The organism is Actinoplanes lutulentus, assembly GCF_003259845.1.
Taxonomy (GTDB): Bacteria; Actinomycetota; Actinomycetes; order Mycobacteriales; family Micromonosporaceae; genus Actinoplanes; species Actinoplanes lutulentus.
Genome location: NZ_QLMJ01000014.1, coordinates 97,699 through 118,408, shown reverse-complemented (window position 1 = coordinate 118,408; position 20,710 = coordinate 97,699). Strand labels below are relative to the sequence as shown.

Annotated in this window: 18 protein-coding genes; 4 read left to right on the top strand and 14 right to left on the bottom strand. The window is 69.4% G+C overall.

What is annotated here, in order from left to right; translation table 11 throughout:
- Positions 1-6 precede the first annotated feature (6 nt).
- The 4 genes from B0I29_RS27395 to B0I29_RS27375 all read right to left on the bottom strand — a co-directional run bounded on the left by B0I29_RS27395 (position 7) and on the right by B0I29_RS27375 (position 4,806).
- Entirely contained in the window at positions 7-372 is a 366-nt protein-coding gene (locus B0I29_RS27395; protein ID WP_111651973.1) for a hypothetical protein, read from the bottom strand.
- Positions 369-3,914, bottom strand: a complete 3,546-nt coding sequence (locus B0I29_RS46925; protein WP_245972766.1) for an SseB family protein — start codon at positions 3,912-3,914, stop codon at positions 369-371. The genes B0I29_RS27395 and B0I29_RS46925 overlap by 4 nt, the downstream gene beginning before the upstream one ends.
- 264 nt (positions 3,915-4,178) lie before the next feature.
- On the bottom strand, positions 4,179-4,472 hold the full coding sequence (locus B0I29_RS27380; RefSeq protein WP_111651972.1) for a WXG100 family type VII secretion target: 294 nt from the start codon (positions 4,470-4,472) through the stop codon (positions 4,179-4,181).
- 16 nt (positions 4,473-4,488) lie between these two features.
- Positions 4,489-4,806, bottom strand: a complete 318-nt coding sequence (locus B0I29_RS27375) for a WXG100 family type VII secretion target (protein ID WP_111651971.1) — start codon at positions 4,804-4,806, stop codon at positions 4,489-4,491.
- 206 nt (positions 4,807-5,012) lie between these two features.
- Here B0I29_RS27375 and B0I29_RS27370 point away from each other — a divergent pair, with 206 nt between their 5' ends.
- The 3 genes from B0I29_RS27370 to rarD all read left to right on the top strand — a co-directional run bounded on the left by B0I29_RS27370 (position 5,013) and on the right by rarD (position 8,233).
- The gene (locus B0I29_RS27370) at positions 5,013-6,692 is read left to right on the top strand and encodes a type VII secretion protein EccE (protein ID WP_146616895.1); all 1,680 of its coding nucleotides are present in this window, start codon (positions 5,013-5,015) and stop codon (positions 6,690-6,692) included.
- An 81-nt stretch (positions 6,693-6,773) separates the two neighbouring features.
- Entirely contained in the window at positions 6,774-7,154 is a 381-nt protein-coding gene (locus B0I29_RS27365) for a phage holin family protein (RefSeq protein WP_111651969.1), read from the top strand.
- Between the two features lie 125 nt (positions 7,155-7,279).
- Positions 7,280-8,233, top strand: a complete 954-nt coding sequence (gene rarD / locus B0I29_RS27360) for an EamA family transporter RarD (protein ID WP_111651968.1) — start codon at positions 7,280-7,282, stop codon at positions 8,231-8,233.
- A 17-nt stretch (positions 8,234-8,250) separates the two neighbouring features.
- Here the strand turns inward: rarD and B0I29_RS27355 are convergent, their stop codons facing one another.
- A complete protein-coding gene (locus B0I29_RS27355) occupies positions 8,251-8,937 on the bottom strand; it encodes an anti-sigma factor (RefSeq protein ID WP_111651967.1) in 687 nt (228 codons plus the stop codon).
- Positions 8,938-9,065: 128 nt separating this feature from the next.
- Positions 9,066-9,860: an IclR family transcriptional regulator gene (locus tag B0I29_RS27350; RefSeq protein ID WP_111651966.1), complete on the bottom strand. Its 795-nt coding sequence runs from the start codon at positions 9,858-9,860 to the stop codon at positions 9,066-9,068.
- 199 nt (positions 9,861-10,059) lie between these two features.
- On the opposite strand from B0I29_RS27350, the gene B0I29_RS27345 reads away from it, so the two are divergent.
- On the top strand, positions 10,060-11,199 hold the full coding sequence (locus B0I29_RS27345; RefSeq protein ID WP_111652113.1) for an MFS transporter: 1,140 nt from the start codon (positions 10,060-10,062) through the stop codon (positions 11,197-11,199).
- A gap of 52 nt (positions 11,200-11,251) precedes the next feature.
- Here B0I29_RS27345 and B0I29_RS27340 read toward each other — a convergent pair whose 3' ends face one another.
- The 8 genes from B0I29_RS27340 to nuoI all read right to left on the bottom strand — a co-directional run bounded on the left by B0I29_RS27340 (position 11,252) and on the right by nuoI (position 20,709).
- Positions 11,252-12,211 carry a polyprenyl synthetase family protein gene (locus B0I29_RS27340; protein ID WP_245972785.1) on the bottom strand — a complete coding sequence of 320 codons (960 nt, stop codon included), beginning with the start codon at positions 12,209-12,211 and terminating at the stop codon, positions 11,252-11,254.
- 752 nt (positions 12,212-12,963) lie between these two features.
- On the bottom strand, positions 12,964-13,923 hold the full coding sequence (locus B0I29_RS27335; protein WP_220091411.1) for a pyridoxamine 5'-phosphate oxidase family protein: 960 nt from the start codon (positions 13,921-13,923) through the stop codon (positions 12,964-12,966).
- A gap of 163 nt (positions 13,924-14,086) precedes the next feature.
- A complete protein-coding gene (nuoN, locus tag B0I29_RS27330; RefSeq protein ID WP_111651963.1) occupies positions 14,087-15,619 on the bottom strand; it encodes an NADH-quinone oxidoreductase subunit NuoN in 1,533 nt (510 codons plus the stop codon).
- Positions 15,620-15,622: 3 nt separating this feature from the next.
- Complete coding sequence (locus B0I29_RS27325) at positions 15,623-17,161, bottom strand: NADH-quinone oxidoreductase subunit M (protein WP_111651962.1); 1,539 nt, start codon at positions 17,159-17,161, stop codon at positions 15,623-15,625.
- On the bottom strand, positions 17,158-19,089 hold the full coding sequence (nuoL, locus tag B0I29_RS27320; protein WP_111651961.1) for an NADH-quinone oxidoreductase subunit L: 1,932 nt from the start codon (positions 19,087-19,089) through the stop codon (positions 17,158-17,160). Before nuoL ends, B0I29_RS27325 begins: the two co-directional genes overlap by 4 nt.
- An 11-nt stretch (positions 19,090-19,100) precedes the next feature.
- Entirely contained in the window at positions 19,101-19,400 is a 300-nt protein-coding gene (gene nuoK, locus B0I29_RS27315; RefSeq protein ID WP_111651960.1) for an NADH-quinone oxidoreductase subunit NuoK, read from the bottom strand.
- Positions 19,397-20,140, bottom strand: coding sequence for an NADH-quinone oxidoreductase subunit J (locus tag B0I29_RS27310; RefSeq protein WP_111651959.1), 744 nt, complete (start codon positions 20,138-20,140; stop codon positions 19,397-19,399). Before B0I29_RS27310 ends, nuoK begins: the two co-directional genes overlap by 4 nt.
- Positions 20,140-20,709 (bottom strand): NADH-quinone oxidoreductase subunit NuoI, encoded by a 570-nt coding sequence (gene nuoI / locus B0I29_RS27305; protein WP_111651958.1) that lies wholly within the window; start codon positions 20,707-20,709, stop codon positions 20,140-20,142. The genes B0I29_RS27310 and nuoI overlap by 1 nt, the downstream gene beginning before the upstream one ends.
- Position 20,710: the final 1 nt, after the last annotated feature.

Genomic DNA, 20,710 nt, shown 5'->3' with positions numbered 1-20,710 from the left:
TGCTTCTCAGACTTTGTGTTCGTAGAGGTCGCGGACCTCTGAGGCCGGAGCCCAGCCCTGGTAGACGCCGTAATCGAACTCTTCGAGGCCGAGCCGGCGTGCGACGGGAGCACGGCCGCCCGTGTATTCCAGGCGCAGCCAGCTGTCCGCCTCGGCGAGCACGATAAACGGCTCACCGCGCCAGGTGCAGAGGGTACGCACGTACGCGACCTCGTCGTACTCGTCAGGCTCGATGATCCGGACGTATCGTCCCGGCTTGACCTCGTCGAAGCCCTCCTCGGGACTGGTGGCGTAGATGCGCACCTTGTCCCCGTCGGGCGCCGCGTCGTACTCACGGCCCTGCCAGGTCACCACGTAACCGTCACGCATCACTGCTCACCCACCCGGCGCCACAACGGGGCGTCCGTGTCGAAGATCGCCAGCATCCGCTCGTTGCCGTCCGCGTCGATCTGCCACAGCTGGGCGCCGTGCGGCAGCCGGACACTGTCCACCTTGAACTCGGCGATCACGTCGCGGCCCTCGCCGGGCGCGAACCCGTTGCCCCGGAACGGCGGCCGCTCGATCACCCAGCCGTCCATCGCGCGCAGCGCCTGCTCGTTCTGACCGCCGTACGGAATCCGGTACAGGCTCGGCCGGTACGCCGGCCACCGCAGCACGAACGCCTCTTTGACGTCCTGCTGGAACGGCGAGGCCTCGTAGGTGAGCCCGAGCGCGCCGAACAGCTCAGCCGGGGTGCGCAGGTGCTCGACCTCGGAGGCGCGGTGCACGAAACCGGCAACCCGGTCGTACCCACGGTCCAGGTAGTAGTCGACCTGCGCCGCGGAGATCGTCTTCTGCATGACGGTGGCGGACTGCGCCTCGTCACTGGCCGGCTCCGGTGCGGGAACCGGGCTGAAGGTCTCCTCGGCGGTCGGGCCGTCGACCGGCTCCGCTCCGAGACCGGCCTCGGTGGCCCAGTTCGCCAGCGCGATGATCTGCGCGCCCGGATATTTCGCCCCGACCGGAGTGCCCGGGTTGACCGCGAACGACCAGGCCTGGTCGGGCCAGTTGCGGATCAGGTCGTAGAACCGGACGCCGACCGTCCGGGTCGGCTCGCCGAAGTGATCGGAGAGCCGGTCCCGGCTGGTGAAGACGATCAGGAACCGCTCGCCGTCGACCTCTTCCGGCAGGAACGCGAAGCCCGACTCACCCGGCGAACTACCCGGGCGGGAGTGACTCGCGACCGGCACCAGCACGTTCGCCAGCAGCAGCGTGGAGAGGAAGACGTCGGTGTTACCGGCGTCGGCGGCGTCCTGAAGGTCGCGCTCGACGTCGTTGGCAGGCAGGAACTCGACGGCGTCGACGCTGTCCGCGGGCGACTGACCACCGGTTGCCGAACCGGCCACACCGAGACCGGAGGCGGCCGGGTTGTTGTTCCCGTAATTCGCCTGTGCCACCGGGATGACCTGGGTCTGGTACGCGTTCCCGTAACCGGGCGCGGCGTATGCCGAAGCCGGGCTGCCCTGCGGCGGCATGCCCGGGATCTGCGGCGCCGGCGGGGCGGCGTAGGCAGCGGGAGGAGCCGGAACAGCCGGAACCGCGTAAGCACCGGGCACAGCAGGCGATCCCGGAGCCGCGTAGGCGTCAGGAGCCGCTGCAGGCTGCGCGTAGGCGTTAGGAGCCGCTGCCGGCTGCGCGTAGGCATTAGGAGCCGCGTAAGCCTGAGGAGCTGCGGAAGCGGCCGGGGCCTGGGGCGCCGCGTAGGCCGCCGGGACTGCCGGAGCGGCTGGGCTGCCCGGTGCTGCCGGGCCATATCCGGCAGCGAGCCCCGGACGGGCGGCCGGGGGTCCCGGGATTACCGGCGGCGCGAGGCCGGGAGCACCGGCGGGCGCTCCGGCCGGAAGCGTCTGGATCGACGGCGGCGGCCCGGACGGACCGAAGCGGTCGGCACCGGGCTGAGCCTGCTCAGCGGCCGGCTGGCGGTTACCGAGCGCCTGTGCGGCGGCCGCCATCGAGGCGGGGCGCTCCGACGGCGGGGTGACCTGACGGCGAGGCAGACCGTTTCCGGGTCCATCCGAAGCCGGCAGAGCCGAGGCCGGAAGACCCGAAGCAGGCAGACCCGAAGCCGGTAGACCTGAGGCCGGCAGAGCCGAGACAGGCTGCGCCGGATCCGACTGACCGGAACCGGCGACGCCCTGAGCGGCCGCGGCCAGCGGAGATGCCGGTCCCTGCGGGAACGACGGCGCCTGAGCCGGAGCGGCCGGCGCTGCCGGTGCGGATGCCGCCGGTGTAGACCCCGACTTGGAGAAGCCCGGGAAGCTGGTGAACGCGGCAGCGCTGCTGCCGGCCTGTCCGGTCCCCGCCGACTGTCCGGGCTGACGACGCGGCAGAGCGGCACCGGCCCCCGAAAGCCCGCCACCGGAAGAAAGCCCGCCGCCGGAAGCCGGAGCGGCCGAGACCGGAGCGGCAGGCGCCGGCGGTGCGGACTGAGGAGTAGCAGGCGCGGGCCGTGCGAACGGCGAGGCAGGCGGCGCGGACGCAGGAGCAGCGGACGCGGGGCCAGCCGGAGCGGGTCCAGCCGGAGCGGGTCCAGCCGGAGCGGGTCCAGCCGGAGCGGGTCCAGCCGGAGCGGGTCCAGCCGGAGCGGGGCCGGCCGGAGCGGGGCCGGCCGGAGCCCCTGGCGGGCGCTGGCCCGACCAGTTCGGCGCGAACTCCGTCTCGGCCGGGTCGTACGGCGCGACGTGCTCCGGAACCGGCGGCGTGTTGGCCATCGGCTGCCGGACCGGCAGCGGAGCGCCCAGGTCCTGCAGCGGGCCGCGCGGGTCCTGCTCCGGGCTGAACTGGCCGGACGGCTTGTCCCAGCCCGGCGTCGCCAGACCGGCACCCGGCGTCGGCCCACCGATGGCCGGACCGGCCGGACGAGCGGGCAACGGCGGAGCCGCAGGCGGCTGATAAGCGGCAGGCGCGCCGGCCGGAGCCGGAGTCGCCCGCGGGGCAGCCGACGCGGGAGCACCAAACGGGGAAGCACTCGGGGCGGCCGCCGGGACAGCCGGAGCTTGATAGGCCGCCGGCGCCGGGACAGCCGGAGCCTGATAGGCCGCCGGCGCCGGAACAGCCGGAGCCTGATAGGCCGCCGGCGGCTGATAGGCAGCCGGGGTCCCGCCAGGAGCAGCCGTGCCAGGCGTCCGCACAGGCAGGCCCGCAGGCGTCGAAGCCGGCGCCTCGGGAGCACGAACCGGCAAACCACCAGGCCCAGCCGGAGCAGCACCAACCGGCGCCTCCGCGCCACGGACCGGCAGGCCACCAGGTGTGGAAGCGGGCGCGGCCGACGGGCGGACCGGCAGGCCACCAGGCCCGGCCGGAGCAGCGCCAACCGGCGGAACAGCGGGAGCGAGTGCCCCGGCAGCCGCGGGAACGGCAACCGGCGAAGAGTCATGAGTAGGCCCGCCGACGGCCTCGGAGCTCCGGTTGGCAGCGAGCGCCGCCGCACCGATCTCCTGGATCTTCGACGCGGAGCCCTGCACCTCGCGACCCGGGCCACGGGTCGGCAGCCGCAGGTCGCCACGGGCGAGCTGGGCCACGAACCAGGCCGGAAGGTATCCCTCGACGGGCAGGCCGGGGTTGACGGCGAGCCACCACTCGAGGTTGGGCCAGGTGTTGGCCAACTCCGCATAAGGCACGCGTCGTGCCGAACCGGTGTAGTCGGCGAGGCACGACTTCAGTGCGGCCTGAGAGGTGAAGGCGAGCACATGCGTACGCCCACCGGTGCTCCACGTCCCCCAGCCCAGTGGTGCCAGACCCGCTAACGCGTCGGCAGAAACTGGTAACAGAAGGTCGACACCGGAGAGAATGCGGAAGTAGGACTCCTGGTCATCGGTGCGCAACGCATCGCGCATCGCGACCTCGGCGTCCGTAGCCGGTTCCCACTCGGACACGTCCACCCTCTCCCTACACTGCGAAGCGCCACGCCGCGAACGAGCCAACTCAACGCGTATAACCTACAAGGTCAGGCCGCAATCACAATGGGCGGCGGCATGCTGACTACCGAGTCGTTTTCGCAGTGTTCCCGGCACGAGATCCAGCGGACCCCGCGAACCACTATTGATCGCCGGGCGCGATCATCCAACCACCGATGGTAGTTGCGCAAGTCGCCGCCGCCAGTACGCGAACGGGCGATGCCAAATCGCCGCCTGGCGCGGTCACCCGAACCGCTGGGTAGCCACCCGTTCGGTCTCCGCATAATCGGCCGCCGACTCGTCCAGAGCAACCCTGATCTGCCGCAGGATCGTCTGGAGATCCTCGGAGGCGGCACGCCAGGTGGCCTGGCGTTGCTCGTACGCCTCCCGGGCCGTGCCGGACCAGGTCGCCACGAGTGGGCCGGCGTCGCGCTCCAGCTGGTCGAGCTGAGCGCGCAGGGCGAGCAGCGCCTTGTCGATGTCCGCGCCGGCCTGCCGCAACGCTACGAAGCTGACCCGGAGAAGACCGTCATTCATCGATTTCCCCCGGCAATCAGAGCGGGAGCTCGATCGAGCCACCGGACCGGGCCATCCGGGCTGCCGCGCCCGCGTCGGCGGCCTGATATCCGCCGCCCGCCGATCGGATCGCCTCGGCGGTTTCGGCGAGTGCTCCGCCGAGTCGCCGCAGATCGGCCGCGTACTGAGACCTGGCCCGCTCGAACGCCTCCGCACCGAGCCCGCGCCAGGCGCCCTGCAACACCGACAACTCGGACATCAAGCCTCGCAACGTGCCTTGCAGCGCATCGTTCACTTGATCGAACTTCGCCGCGGTGCGAGTCATCACCGCCAATTCGGCCTGCGTTTCGGTCATTTCCGGATCCGCCCCTCGACCCTCGCCGGAACATCTGTTGTGGACTGTCGCACGCCATCGACACAGATCACTAGACGTGCGATTTCGCAGCCGACGTTAGCCGGATTCAGGTCATCAGGACGGCGCGATTCGCAGCCTGTGGACAACCGGGCCAACCGCCTGTGGACAACCTCGTCCGCCCGCTGCCCGAGCCCTACCATGAGCCGGTGACCGGGCAGCTTTCCGTCCGGAGTGGACGGCTTTCGCGCGTACCCATGAATCAGCTGGTGGCAACGCAGGCCGCCGCCGTACTGATGCTTCTCGGCGCCGCAGGCGGCGGCCTCGCGGTGACTTGCGCCGCGTGCGCCGCCGCCGGCTTGCTGACGATCACTTGGGTACGCGTCCGCGGCCGCTGGGTGTTCGAATGGCTCGGCCTCGTGGCGCGATTCGCCGCGCGCCGCCACATCCGGGCGCTCGGCGATCCGCCCGCGATCCTGGCCCTGGTCGCGCCGCGGACCCGGCTGGCGACGACGAGGCTGTCCGGCGCGCCGGCCGCCGTCCTGATCGACGATCTCGGCCTGACCACGCTCGTCGAGCTGCCCACGCTGCCGCGCTTCGACTCACTGGATCTTGATCCGGCGATCCGGCTCCAGCTGGTGCTGACCGGCGTTCCGGCGACGACCGCCCGCGCCGGCCCGGCCGCGATCTCCTATCGGTCGCTGAGCCGCGGTGATCCGCTGGCACGATTCCGGATGATTCTGGCGATCCGGGCGCTGCGCCAGGGCACCGAGTCGGACGAGGATCTGCGTCGCGCCCTGACGGCCGCGATCCGCAAACTGCGGCGCGAGCTGGGAACTTCGGCCGCCGGGCCGTTGACCGAGACAGCGTTGGTACGCGTGATCGCCGAGCTGGCACATGCCGAGGCGGGCGCCGGCCTGCACGAAACATGGACCGGCCTGGCGGTCGGCGGTCTGGCTCAGGTGACGTTTCGATGCACGCCCGAGCCCGGAGCAGGGATCTCCGCGCGGCTGATCTCCCGGCTGCTGCACCTGCCCGCGACCGCAACAACGGTGGCCCTGACCTTCGACCCACCATCTCTGCTGGTCCGGGTCGCTGCTCCCACGCTGGATACGGCCATCCAAGATCTCGGCCGGCTGCTGGCGAGCGAGCGGATGACCGCTCAACACCACGACGGCGAGCAGCTGGCCGGCCTGGCAGCGACACTCCCCCTGGCGACCGCTTCCCATCAAAGCGGACCGTCGTCGCACGGCTTGGCTCTGCCCGTGATCAACCACGGGCTGATGCTCGGACGCAGCCGTCAGGGCCGCCCGGTGCTGATCCGTCCGTTCCGCCCCGAGCCGACCCGGATGGTCCTGGTCGGCACGACCCGGTGCGCGCAGCTGATCGCCTTCCGCGCGCTGGCCGTCGGCGCCCGCGTCCTGGTCAGCACGGACCGGCCGGCGGCCTGGGCACCCCTGCTGCACGGCCTGGACGGCGACGAGTCGCTGAGGCTGCTTTCCTCCACATCCGGCGAGCCACCGGCCGGCTCGCCACTGCGGCCCGTTCTCCTCGTTCAGGACAGCGGCGCCCCGGGCATCGGCGTGACGCTTCCGTGGGTGACCACACTGACCGTTCTCGAACAGGTGGACGCCGGTCTCGCCGCCTCCGCCGACCTGTTGCTGCTTCAGCCGCTCACCCCGGACGAGGCCGCGTCGCTCGGGCCCGCCCTCGCTCTCGGCGAGACCGCCGGACTGCTGACCCGGATGAGTCCCGGCACGGTCGCCGTCGTCACGACGCAGGCGGTCCGCTGGGCGGCGCTCACCCCGACATCCGTCGAGAAAGTCCTGATCGGGCAGCCCGCACGCATCCTCGCCCTACAGCGAAATAAGCGACAAATCTCGATCTGAGCGGGTTCTCCGGTCGCACCTGGATGAAGATCGCGGGGTGTCGCTCCCACCGCTGGCCCGCGCGTGGCACGATCCCCTGCCATGGGCATCCTCATCCGGCTGTTGATCACGGCCGTCTCACTGTGGATCGCGACCCTGGTGATCGACGGAATCGACCTCACCTCCGAAACGGCGGCCGGCAAGGCCGGCACGCTGATCGCCGTCGCGGTGATTTTCGGTGTGGTCAACGCGATCCTGCGGCCGATCATCAAGGTTCTCGGCTGCGGCCTCTACGTTCTCACGCTCGGCCTGGTCGCGCTCGTCGTGAACGGCCTGCTGTTCCTGCTCACCAGCTGGATCGCCGGTGAGCTCGACCTCGGCTTCCACGTCGACAGCTTCTGGCCGGCCGCGCTTCTCGGCGCGCTGCTGGTCGGTGTCGTGAGCTGGGTGCTGAACATGCTGGTTCCGGACGGCGACAACTGACAGCGATTCAGGAGGGCACCCTGCCGGTGCCCTCCTGATCAACAGGCCAGGCACCGTGAATTGGCCTGGTGTCCGGAGTCACAACAGCAAGGACCGCTCCCCATCCCGCGCCTTACGGTGAGGGCATGAGCGAAGAGCGGCGCGGTTATCTGTACGGCCTGACGGCGTACACGCTCTGGGGCTTCTTCCCCATCTACTTCAAGCTGCTGCAGCCCTCGCCGGCCTTGGAGATCCTCGCGCACCGGATCGTCTGGTCCGTGCTGTTCGTGGCGCTGGTGCTCACCGTGGCCCGCAACTGGTCGTTCCTCGGCCGGCTCCTGCGCACCCCGCGCCTGCTCGGCGGCATCACCCTGGCCGCGATCCTGATCGGCATCAACTGGGGCACGTACATCGCGGCGGTGAACTCGTCACGGGTGGTCGAGACAGCACTGGGTTACTTCATCACTCCGCTGGTCAGCGTCCTGCTCGGCGTCACCGTGCTGCGCGAACGGGTCAGAGCCTGGCAGTGGGTCGCGGTCGGGATCGGCGCACTGGCGGTCGTGATCCTCACCCTCGACTACGGGCACCTGCCGTACGTCGCGCTGACCCTGGCCGCCTCGTTCGGCTGCTACGGCCTGATCAAGAAGCGGATGTCGCTGCCGCCGGCCGAGGGGCTGTTCGTCGAGTCGGGTGTGCTGGCTCTGCCCGCTCTCGCGTACCTGACCTGGTTGAACCTGTCCGGTGGCGCCGAGTTCGGGCACGTGTCGGCGACGCACACCGCCCTGATGCTGGTCTCCGGCATCGCCACCGCGATCCCGCTGCTGCTCTTCGCCGGCGCCGCGAACCGGGTGCCGCTCGTCGGCCTCGGCATCCTGCAGTACGTGGCGCCGATCCTTCAGCTGGCCTGCGGTGTGCTGATCTACCACGAGCCGATGCCGGCGGCCCGACTTGCCGGGTTCGGTCTGGTCTGGCTCGCGCTGGTGGTCTTCACCTTCGACGGCATCCGGCACACCCGGGCCGCGGCGCGGGAACGTGCGGCGGCCGCCGCGACGGCCGCCACCGCCGGCGGGTCGGCCGCCGCCGCCCTGCCCTCCCGCTGACCTCTGCGGGAGGTGTCTCAGTCGAACCCGGGAAGGTCGTACGCGAGCATCGCCTTCCCGTCGAACCGCACGATCTCCAGCTTGGAGAGGCTGCCCTCGCCGAAGTGGGTCGCGCCGGGCATCCGGAAATCCGTGCCGGGCTGCGCCAGCCACGACCCGAGCTGTTCCTTCTGCTCATCCGGCCCGTACGCGATCAGCCGGAACGTGTACGCCTGATCCGCCGACTCGCTGTACGAACACTGCATCTCGACCTTGGTGCCGCCCGGGGTGCTGCTCAGCCGGACCGTGGCGGTGATCGGGGAGACACCGCCGACCGGTGTCATCGCGAGCGCCGGTCCGGGCGGCTGTGTCGTCGGAGTCTCCTGATTCAGGCCCCAGGCGACCACGCCGCCACCGATCAGCAGGACCAGGACGGCCGCCACCGCGGTGCTGAGAACACGGATCGAGAGAGTCCGGGCGCGCGAGCGCCGGGATGCCGGTGCTGGCCGGCGGCGCTGAACCGGCGCGCCGAGAGTGGGATCGAGCAGCTTCGCGAACTCGTCGGCGTCAAGGCGATCAAGCATGTCCGGTACGCGGGAAAGATCCGCGACCGCTTCCCGGCAGAACGAACAGGAAGCCAGATGGCTCTCGTAAGCGGCCCGTTCCCCCGGCGACAGCGCGCCGAGGACATAGGCGGCGTCATCGTGCCCGTCCTCGCATCGCATGCGTACCGCCTCCAGCCCGGCTCGACCGTCCCGGTCTCTGGTACGCGGTGAAAGGCACGAAGGTTCAACGAATCCTTAGCGCCCCCGGTCAGGCCGTGGCGGCCCGAACGCGGAGAGCCACCACCCATTCAGGCGGTTGCGGACTCGCCGCCGGAGAGCGCCTCGGCCACATTTCGGGCGGCCGCGGTGAGTTTCGCCCGGACCACCCGCGCCGAGGTCAGCATCTCGGCAGCCGGCATCGAGCACGCCAGGACAAGGCGGCGTTCCATGTCTCGATCCGCGACGACGACCACCGCCGCGGAGGCCAGCCCTTGCCGGAACTGTCCCATTTCGATCTGCATGCCCCGCCGCTCGCCGGCGGCCAGGTCGGCCTCGAGGGCTTCCGGGGTGGTCAGTGTGGTGGGGGTGAATCCGCGCATGCCGTAATCCCGCAGGTATCGCGACCGCTGGTCCGGGGTGAGCGTGGCGAGCAGCGCCTTGCCGAGCGCGGTGGCATGACCGCCCTCGTCGAAGCCGGGCGCGACGTCGTCCAGAAACGGTGAGCGGGCACCCTCGGCGGAAGCGGTCACCGCTATCCGGCCGCCGACAAAGCGGCCGAGGTAGTGGCTGTAACCGGTGTCCAGGGCGGCACGCCGCAGCGCCTCGCCGACAGCCGGCGGGCCGCGGAACGCGGACACCAGCTCACGGTATCGATCGGCTATCTCCAGCCCGACGATGTACGTGCCGTCCTCACGCCGGATCACGTATCCCTCGTAGGCCAGCGTTCGCACCAGGTGATAGGTCGTCGCGACGGTCAGCTCGCATCGTCGAGCGATCTGCTTGACGGTGAGTCCACGCGGCGCCCGCCCGACCGATTCCAGGACGCGCAATGCGCGCGACACGCTCCGGATGAGATCTGACGGCTCCGCTAGAGGGTCACGCACAGCTACCTCCGAGGCCCAGGGACTTACACCATATGAAGAATCGTTCGTCGACGGAATGCCAAACCCATGTGGATCACGATCGATTTGCACAGCGGGTGTGATCAATAGGACTGTGCGCAGCCGGAGACGCCGATCCTGGCTTAGTCTGCGACGGGTGCGAGAGGCGAAGATCAACCCGAATGGAACCGGTTTCTCCAGCATGAACGCGGGATGGGTCACGGCCGGGGCGCTTACCACGACCATCGCTGTTTCGATACCCGTCTTCCTGGTCGGAGGTCTCGCCGTTCAGGTCGGCGAGGAACTTGATTTCTCCCCGGCCGGCCTCGGTCTCGCCGTATCCGCCTACTTCGGAGTGAGCGCGCTCGCTTCGGTGCCGGCCGGAACCCTCGTCGAGCGTTACGGAGCGACTCGGATCGCCCGGACCGGCATCGTCCTCGCCGCCGTCTCCCTGATCGCGGTAGCGGCCTTCGCGCGGTCACTGTGGACGCTCGTGGCGATCCTCGCCCTCGGCGCCGCCGCCAATGCCATGGGACAGCTGGCGAGCAACACCAGCCTGTCCCGGCACGTTCCGGCCCGGCGGCAAGGGCTGACCTTCGGCATCAAGCAGGCCGCCATCCCGATCAGCACGCTGCTGGCCGGCGCGGCCGTACCGGTGGTGGCCCTGACCGTCGGATGGCGCTGGGCGTTCGTCCTGGCCGGTCTGGCCGCGGCGGCGGCCATTCCGCTGGTGCCCCGGGACTCAGGCCATCGCCGCCGGGCCGCCGAGACCGGACAGGCCACCACGGCTCTTGTCGTCATCGGCCTGGCCGCGACCCTGGCGGCCGGATCAGCGAACGCGCTCGGCACCTTCGTGGTCGCCTCCGCGGTGGACCGTGGCATCGCGCCCGGACCGGCCGGCCTGGCGCTGACACTTGGCGGCGCGATCTGCGCGATAGCCCGGATCACCGGCGGCTGGCAGGCCGACCGGCGCCCGGACCGGCAGGTCGGCACGATCGCGGCCCTGCTCGCCGCCGGAGCCGTTGGACTGGCCCTGCTGGCGACACCCGGGCCGGTGGCGATGGTGGCCGGGATCGTGCTCGGCTTCGGGTTCGGCTGGGCGTGGCCGGGTCTGATGAACTTCGCCGTGGTCCGGCTGCACCCACAAGCGCCGGCAGCGGCCACGTCGATCACGCAGACCGGTGTCTACGCCGGTGGTTGTGTGGGGCCGCTCGGTCTGGGTGCCGTCGCTGGTTACGCCGGTTATCCGGCCATGTGGACGGCCGGGGCGGTCGCGATGCTCAGTGCGGCCGGGCTCATGCTGCTCGGAAGCCGGTTGTTGCGGCGGCACGCGAGCGCTTAGTGCGTACCCAAGAATGGTTGAGCGTGAGCGAATCGCTCGGCTGGACCGGCGATCAGTTGGTGCGGTCGGCGATGAAGTCGCAGAGGGCTTCGAGGGTCCGCTTGGCCTCGCCGGTCGGGAGCGGGGCGAGGCTCGCGCGGGCGTCCTCGGTGTAGGTGCGGACCGTCTCGCGCGCCTGCTTCATCGCCGCCGACTCGCGCAGCAGCGTGAGCGCCTCGGCGTGCAGGGCGTCGTCGGTGATCGGGCCGGCCGAGAGCAGCTCTCGCAGCCGGACCGCCGACGCGTCGGTGTCGTCGCCGGCCAGCGCGTAGAGCACCGGCAGCGTCGGCACACCCTCACGCAGGTCGGTGCCGGGCGTCTTGCCCGACTGGACCGACTCGGAGGCGATGTCCAGAAGGTCGTCGGAGAGCTGGAAAGCGATGCCGATGATCTCGCCGTATTGCGCGAGCGCCTCGACGTGCCCCGGCTCGGCGCCGGAGAAGAGCCCGCCGAACCGCGCCGCGGTGGCGATCAGCGAAGCCGTCTTCTCCTTGATCACGTCAAGGTAGTGCTCGATCGGGTCGGTGCCGCGCGGGCCGACCGTCTCGGCGATCTGGCCGTGCACCAGGCGGGCGAACGTCTGCGCCTGAAGGTGCACCGCCTCCGTCCCGAGCTGGGCGGCCAGGTCAGCGGCCTGCGCGAAGAGGTAGTCACCGACCAGGATCGCCACCGAATTGCCCCAGCGCGCATTCGCACTGGGTGCGCCCCGGCGCACGGCGGCCTCGTCCATGACGTCGTCGTGGTAGAGCGTCGCGAGGTGCGTCAGCTCGACCACGTTGGCCGCATCGACGATCTGCGGTGAGGTGGGATCACCGAACTGCGCCCCGAGCGCCACGAGCAACGGCCGGAACCGCTTGCCCCCGGCATCGGCGAGATGGCGCGAGGCCTCGGCCACCAGAGGGTCGGCGCTGGCCACATGGCCGCGCAGCGCTTCCTCCACAGCGGCCAGCGTCGCCGACACCGACGCGTCCATCGCGGGATCGACGTCGAGGCCCAGCGACGACAGCGTCAGATCACCGGTGCTCACCACGCTTCTCACGATGCCATACCGGTCCGACGGTTTCAGTCCCAGGGTGGCAAGGGACAAGATCCAAAATCCGACAGCAAATGTACGGGGTGGTGGTTGGTGCTTGAGCTACAGCCAGGCCGATCGGTGGGCCGGCTCCGAAGGCACTGGCGTGTCGAGTCGAGGCGCAATCCGAACCCCGATTTGACACGCGAGAGCCCCGCCGTCGCAGGAGCGGGGCGGGCAGGAGCGGGCCGGGCCGGGCAGAAGCGGGCCGGGCAGAAGCGGGTCGGGGGCACACGGTGGGCCCTGGATTCGGGGCGATGTGACAGCCCTGGGCGCCAGCCGGACCGGCTGGGCTGGGCGGACCCCTGCTGGTTGATTGAAATCCCGTCGGCTGCGGGCTGCGGGCTGCGGGCTGCGGTGGCGCTCTCGCGGCGATCGTGGTCCCCGAACCACACCCCAACAGGAACAGCGGCCCAAGATCTCGCGGGCCCGACGAGTGTGTCGATTATGGGTTCGATACGCGCCTCAACTCGACACACACCGGGCGGGATGCTCGCGGCGTGCGCTTCTCCGGCGGACGTCCGGGTGTTGCGGTCCAGCTTGCGGGCTGGCGCGCGGTCGGTGGCGGTCCGGCTTGCGTGTCGAGTTTGGGTGCGGAGCGCGCCTCAACTCGACACACACCGGGTGCTTCTGCGAGTGCCGTGGCGGAGAGGTCAGGGGTTGCGGATTCGGGAGCGGATCGTGCGGTACTCGGCCCACGGGATTGACGGGCGGGCCAGGCCGCGGCGGTTCAGGTAGTTCTTTGTGGCGGCTCGGGTCGCCCGCAGGATTCGCAGCTGGTCGAGGGGCCCGGCGTCGTGTCGCGCGCCCGGCTCCACGAGGCGTTCCGGGCGGAGCAGCCAGCCTCGCTCGTCGGTGACCAGTTCGCCGCGGACGCTCGCGTTGTAGAGGTTCCACAGGCTGTCGTCGTGCCGGTGTACGAGCAGCCCGGCCTGGCCGGCGGCGACCAGCACATCACTGGGTACGGCGACCCGGTATCCGCCGTCCTCCGCAGTGACAGTGGTCCGCAGCAACACCGGCGCGCCGGCCTCGTCCACCGCGGTCAGCACCACCGAGTCGAACGCCGCGAGCACCTCCGCACCCAGCAGCCCACTGTCGGCCAGCCCGTTCTCGGCCGGTGCTGCGGATTCGCCAGCGGACTGCGGGAGGGGACGCTCGATCACCTCGGTCGGCGTCACCGTGATGAGCAGACGCATGTAATAGAAATCGGTCATCAGCGTCATCGGCCAGTCGAGGTAGGCCTGTGAGCTCGGCTGCCGCTCCATGAGCCGGCCCCAGAGCTGCCCCAGGTCGCCCCTGGGCTCGGTGTGCACGACGTCCGGGCAGGTCGCGCGGCCGCGTACCAAGATTTGCCCGGGGTTTTTCAGGCCGCTCGCGGTGGGGTTCGAGAAGAGCAGCGCGACCCGGCCGTCCCGGCGCACGTTGAACGCCTTTTGTGCGTATCCCAGCGCCGTGGTCAGCAGGATCGTCCCGTCCGCCTTCACCAGCCCGGACGTGGGCCAGGCGACCGGTGAGCCGCTCTTGGTGAGCGTCGCGAACTCGCAGGTGCGGTACGCCTCGATGGACTCCACGAGCGGGGATCCGGGCGCCATGAGGACAGTCGAGTCAGACACGGCGCGCATAGTAGGCATTAAGCGATAAACGTCCGATAAACACCGAGGCCCCGGCTCTCCAGCCGGGGCCTCGCATGGTCCGAATCGGTCAGTGGGCGAACCGGGTCGCTCACTCAGCGGACCAACTGGCCCGCTCGCTCAGCGGACCAACCGGCCCGCTCGCTCAGCGGACGAACTGGCCCGCCTGCTCGGTCAGCTCCAGCAGCGGCGCCGGGGCCACGCCCAGCGCCACCGTGGCGATCACGCCGAGCCCCAGCGCCGTGGCGGTCAGGAAGCCCGGGATGGAGACCGCCGGCGTCGTCTCGCCCGGCTCGGAGAGCCACATCAGCACGACGACCCGCAGGTACGGGAACGCCAGCAGCATGCTGGAGATGACACCGAAGATCACCAGCCAGGTCTGTCCGCCTTCGATCGCCGCTCCGAAGACCGCGAACTTGCTCATGAAGCCGCTGGTCAGCGGAATGCCGGCGAAGGCGAGCAGGACGAACGTGAACGTGGCAGCAAGCAGCGGGCTCTTCCGGCCGATGCCGGCCCACCGGGACAGGTGGGTGGCCTCGCCGTCGGCGTCCCGCACCAGGCTGATGATCGCGAACGCCGCGAGCACCGAGAAGCCGTACGCGACCAGATAGAACAGCGTGCTGGACAGACCCGCCTCGTTCATCGCCAGCACGCCGACCAGCAGGTAACCGGCGTTCGCGATCGACGAGTAGGCCAGCAGGCGCTTCAGGTCGGTCTGTGTCACCGCCAGGATCGCGCCGACGAACATGGTGAGCACCGCGATCGTCCCGAGGACCGGCTGGAAGTCCCACTGCACACCGGCGAACGCGACGTACAGGATGCGCAGCAGCGCACCGAACGCGGCGACCTTGGTGCAGGCCGCCATGAACGCGGTGATCGGTGTCGGGGCCCCCTGGTAGACGTCGGGCGTCCAGACGTGGAACGGCGCCAGCGCCGCCTTGAAGAGCAGACCGATAGAGATCAGTGCGAAACCGGCGTAGAGCAGCACCTGGCTGCGCTGCGGGTTCGCCACCGCGGCCTGCACGGCCTCCAGCTGGATCCCGCCGGCGAAGCCGTAGATGAAGGCCACGCCGAACAGGAAGAAGGCCGAGGCGTACGAGCCGAGCAGGAAGTACTTCAACGCCGCTTCCTGGCTGAGCAGCCGCCGGCGACGAGCCAGCGCGCAGAGCAGGTAGAGCGGCAGGGAGAAGACTTCCAGCGCCACAAACATGGTGAGCAGGTCGTTCGCCGCGACGAACAGCATCATGCCGCCGAGGGCGAACGACGTGAGCGGGTAGACCTCGGTGGCGCCCGGCGCTCCGCCGGCCTGCCTCAGGTCTTTCTGCGAGCCGACGGTGATCGCGGCCTGCGCGACGAACGCGCCGCCTTTCTCGATCGTGCGCTCACCGATCAGCAGCAGCGACACCGCGCCGAGCACCAGGATGGCGCCCTGCAGGAACAGCGACGGCCCGTCGATCGCGACCGCGCCGCCGATCGTGGTGATCCGGGTGTCGCGCTGCACCACGACGGCCGCCAGCGCCGCCACCACGGCGGTCAGTGACAGCACCAGCTGGACACTGTTGCGGATCTTCTGCGGTACGAGCACCTCGACCAGCACGCCGGCGCACGCCGCTCCGAAGAGGATCAGCATCGGCAGCAGCGCGCCATAGTTGATCTCGGGAAGTTGTAGTTCTCCCATGGCTCAGCCGCCCACCTTTCCATCCGCGACCACCGACGGGGCCGGGTCGGTCGTGCCGACGTCTTGCAGGGTCGCCTGCACCGCCGGGTTGATCACGTCGGTGACCGGCTTCGGATAGAAGCCGAGCACCAGCAGGAGCGCGATCAGCGGTGCCACCACGAACTTCTCCCGCAGGGTGAGGTCCTTGGACATCGCCGGTACCTCGGTCAGCGCCGGGTTGAGCGTGCCCTGTGTGGTGCGCTGGATCATCCACAGCACGTAGGCGGCGGCCAGGATGATGCCCAGGGTGGCCACCACGGCGTACGCCTTGTGGGTGCTGAACGTGCCGATCAGCACCAGGAACTCGCTGACGAACGGTGCCGTGCCGGGCAGCGCCAGCGAGGCGAGGCCGGCGAAGAAGAAGACGCCGGCCAGCACCGGAACCAGCTTGCCCGCACCGCCGAAGTCGCTGACCAGGGCGGATCCGCGCCGGGCAACGAACATGCCGACCACGATGAAGAGCAGGCCGGTCGCGAGACCGTGGTTGACCATGTAGAGCACCGCGCCGGTCCCGGCCTGCGTGGTGAACGCGAAGATCCCGATGCCGATGAAGCCGAAGTGCGCGATCGACGTGTACGAGACCAGGCGTTTCAGGTCGTTCTGACCGACCGCGAGCAGCGACGCGTAGATGATGCCGATGACCGCGAGGACCATCGCCGCCGGAGCGAACCAGCGGGACGCCTCCGGGAAGAGCGAGAGGCAGTACCGCAGGATGCCGAACGTGCCGACCTTGTCCATCACGCCGACGAGCAGCGCGGCCGCACCGGCAGGGGCGGCACCACCGGAGTCCGGTAGCCAGGTGTGGAACGGGAAGAACGGCGCCTTGATCGCGAACGCCACGAAGAAGCCGAGGAACAGCCATCGCGCGGTGTTCTGGTCGATCGCGGCGGTCGACTCGACCAGGTTCGTGAAGTCGAAGGTGTGCCCGCCGACCACCCAGAGCCCGATCACCGAGGCCAGCATGAAGAGGCCGCCGACCAGGCTGTAGAGGAAGAACTTCACCGCCGCGTACTGCTTCTGGCCGGAGCCGAACGATCCGATGATGAAGTACATCGGGATCAGCATGACCTCGAAGAACACGTAGAAGAGGAAGACGTCCGCCGCGGCGAACACCCCGATCATCGTGAACTCGAACGAGAGCAGCAGAGCGAAGTACGCCGGAGCGGACCGCCGGCTCTGATCGACGTCATTCCAGGAGGCCAGGATGACGACCGGGAACAGCACGGCGATCAGCATCAGCATGACGAGCGCGATGCCATCGGCGGCGAAGGTGAAGCGGGCGTCCCAGGACGGGATCCACGCGTACGACTCACGGAACTGGAACCGGTCGCCGTCGATGGTGAACGCCAGCCACATCACGACGCTGAGTCCGAGAACGATCAGCGACCAGACCAGCGCCACCATCTTGGCCAGCTCGGCCTTGGCCCGGGGGATGAACCCCACCACCGCCGCGCCGACCAGGGGAAGGAGCGTGAGAACGCTCAGAAAAGGAAACTCGCTCACGCCAACCACCCCAACTGGATCGCGATAAAGGCGCCAACCACGAGGAGCGCTCCGGAGAGCATCGATAGCGCGTACGACCGTACAAAACCGGTCTGAAGCCGCCGCAGGCGCGCGGAGCCTCCGCCGATCCCGGCCGCAAGGCCGTTCACGACGCCGTCGATGCCCTTGTTGTCGAGGTAGACCAGCGCCCGGGTGAGGTAGATGCCGGGCCGTTCGAACACCGCCTCGTTGAACGAGTCGGTGTAAAGGTTGCGTCGCGCCGCGGTGACCAGGACTCCGGCGGGCTGCGGCTCGGTCGCCGTGCCCTTGCGGAACAGCGACCAGGCCAGGCCCGCGCCGAGCACCGTGACCAGCAGCGAGAGGATGGTGATCACGGTGTGCGAGAGGACGCCGTGCGCCGCCTCAGCCTGCTCCTCGCCGAAGACCGGCGTGAGCCAGTCCGCCACACTCGTGCTCATCAGGTAACCCGCGCCGATCGAGCCGGCCGCGAGCAGGATCAGCGGGATCGTCATGAGCGGCGGCGACTCGTGCGGGTGCTTGATGTCGTCGGTCCAGCGGGCCGGGCCGTGGAACGTCAGCACGAAGAGCCGGGTCATGTAGAACGCGGTGAGACCGGCGCCGATGAGCGCGGCCAGACCGAAGACCCACGCCTCCCAGGCCACCTCGCGCTCGAACGCGGCCGCGATGATCGGCTCCTTGGAGAAGTATCCGGAGAGCGGCGGGATGCCGATGATCGCGAGCCAGCCGGTGGCGAACGTGATCCAGGTGATCTTCATGTGCTTCGACAGGCCGCCGAACCGCCGGATGTCGACCTGGTCGTGCATCCCGTGCATGACCGAGCCGGCACCGAGGAACATGTTCGCCTTGAAGAAACCGTGCGCGAGCAGGTGGATGATCGCGAGCGCGTACGCCCCGCCACCGAGCCCGACGCCCAGGAACATGTAGCCGATCTGCGAAACCGTCGACCAGGCGAGGATCCGCTTGATGTCGTCCTTCGCCGAACCGATGACGCAACCGATCAGCAGCGTCAGCGCGCCGACGCTCACCACGATCAGCTGGAGCGTGGTGTTCGCCGAGAAGATCGGGTTGGACCGGGCGATCAGGTAGACGCCCGCGGTGACCATCGTCGCCGCGTGGATGAGCGCCGACACCGGGGTCGGGCCCTCCATGGCATCCGGCAACCAGGCCTGGAGTGGGAACTGGCCGGACTTGCCGCACGCGCCGAGCAGCAACAGGATGCCCATGATCAGCACCGTGCCGGCGGCGAGTGTCGGAGCGCCGTTGAAGACGTCGTCGTACTGGGTGCTGCCCAGCTCGGTGAACATCAGGAAGATGCCGATGGCCAGGCCGGCGTCGCCGACCCGGTTCATCAGGAACGCCTTCTTACCGGCCGTCGCCGCCGACGGGCGGGTGTACCAGAACGAGATCAGCAGGTACGACGCCAGACCGACGCCCTCCCAGCCGAAGTAGAGCATCACGTAGTTGTTGCCCAGGACCAGCAGCAACATCGCCGAGACGAAGAGGTTGAAGTAGGCGAAGAATTTCCGGCGTCCGGGGTCGTGCTCCATGTAGCCGACCGCGTATAGGTGGATCAGTGATCCGACGCCGGTGATCAGGAGTACGAAGACACCGCTGAGCGGGTCGAAGAGAAGACCGAAGTCGACGTGCAGGCCGCCGACAACGATGAAGTCCCAGAGGTTGAGTTCGGCCGAGCGCCGTTCCGCGTCCAGCCCTGCCAGGTTCGCGAAGAAGACCAGGCCGAGCACGAACGAGGCGGCGACCGAGAGGACGCCGAGCCAGTGCCCCCACTTGTCGGCCCGTCTGCCGAGCAGCAGCAGAACGGCCGCACTGGCGAGCGGGATCGCGACGAGCAGCCAGATGCTGCTCAGCACCCCCGTCGCTGGGGCGAACTCCACAGTCTGTTCCACGTGAAGGCCCTTCAGTACTTGAGGAGGTTCGCGTCGTCAACGCTCGCCGAGCGCCGCGTACGGAAGATCGACATGATGATGGCGAGGCCGACCACGACCTCGGCCGCCGCGACGACCATCACGAAGAACGAGATGATCTGGCCGTCGAGGCCGCCGTTGATCCGGCTGAAGGTGACCAGCGCCAGGTTCGCCGCGTTCAGCATCAGCTCGATGCACATGAACAGGACGATCGCGTTGCGCCTGATCAGCACACCGGTCGCACCGATGCTGAACAGGATCACCGACAGAACGATGTAGTAGTCGGGAGTCACTTCTCGGTCCCCTTCGGCGCGACCTCGTTGTCGGTCAGCTCACGAACCGGCAGGATCGGCGAGATGCTGCGTTCGGCACCGTTGCCGTCCGGCAGGCGGGCCGGCGCGGCCACCGACATGGTGTTCGCGTAGATGCCCGGCCCGGGCTTCGGTCCGGGGTAATTGCCCGGCCGGAAGCGCTCCTTCATCCGGGTGACCTGGTCGACCTTGTCCTCCTTCGCCCGCTCCACGTGGGCCAGCACCATGGCGCCGACCGCGGCCGTGATGAGCAGCGCCGAGGTCACCTCGAACGCGAAGACGTAGTTGGTGAACAGCAGTGCGGCCAGACCCTGGACGTTGCCGTTCTGGTTGGCCTCGGTCAGGCCGACGGTCGGGATGTCGCCGAGCGAACGGGCCAGGCCGGTCGCGATCAGCGCCGCGAATCCGATGCCGAGCACGATCGCCGCGATCCGCTGCCCACGCAACGTCTCGATCAGCGAGTCCGACGCGTCCCGGCCGACGAGCATCAGCACGAACAGGAACAGCATCATGATCGCGCCGGTGTAGACGATGACCTGGACCATGCCGAGGAACGGCGCATCGTTGACCACGTAGAGGAAGCCCAGGCAGAGCATCGTGACGACCAGCCAGAGCGCGGAGTGCACCGCGTTGCGGGCCAGCACCATGCCGAGCGCACCGATCACCGAGAGCGGGCCCAGGATCCAGAAGGCGACCTGTTCACCGGTGGAGACGGCGTCCATCAGTTGGCCTCCCTGGTCTCGTTCTCGGACCACGGCGCCCGCTCGGCGCCGGCCGAGGTGCCCGGGTTGGTGAGCGCGCCGAGGTAGTAGTCCTTGTCGGTCTCACCGAGCCGCATCGGGTGGGGCGGCTGCTCCATGCCGGGCAGCAGCGGCGCCAGGAGCTCCTTCTTCGTGAAGATCAGGTCCTGGCGGTTGTCCCGGGCCAGCTCGTACTCGTTGCTCATGGTGAGCGACCGGGTCGGGCAGGCCTCGATGCAGAGCCCGCAGAAGATGCACCGGGCGTAATTGATCTGGTAGACGCTGGCGTACCGCTCGCCGGGCGAGAAGCGCTGCTCGTCGGTGTTGTCGCCACCCTCGACGTAGATCGCGTCGGCCGGGCAGGCCCAGGCGCACAGCTCGCAGCCGATGCACTTCTCCAGGCCGTCCGGGTGACGGTTGAGGATGTGCCGGCCGTGGTACCGAGGTGCGGGCTTCGGCGGTGAGAACGGGTAGTCGGTCGTGATCACTTTGCGGAACATGTGCGCGAAGGTCACACCGAAACCCTTGAAGGAGCCGGTCAGTGAAGCCACG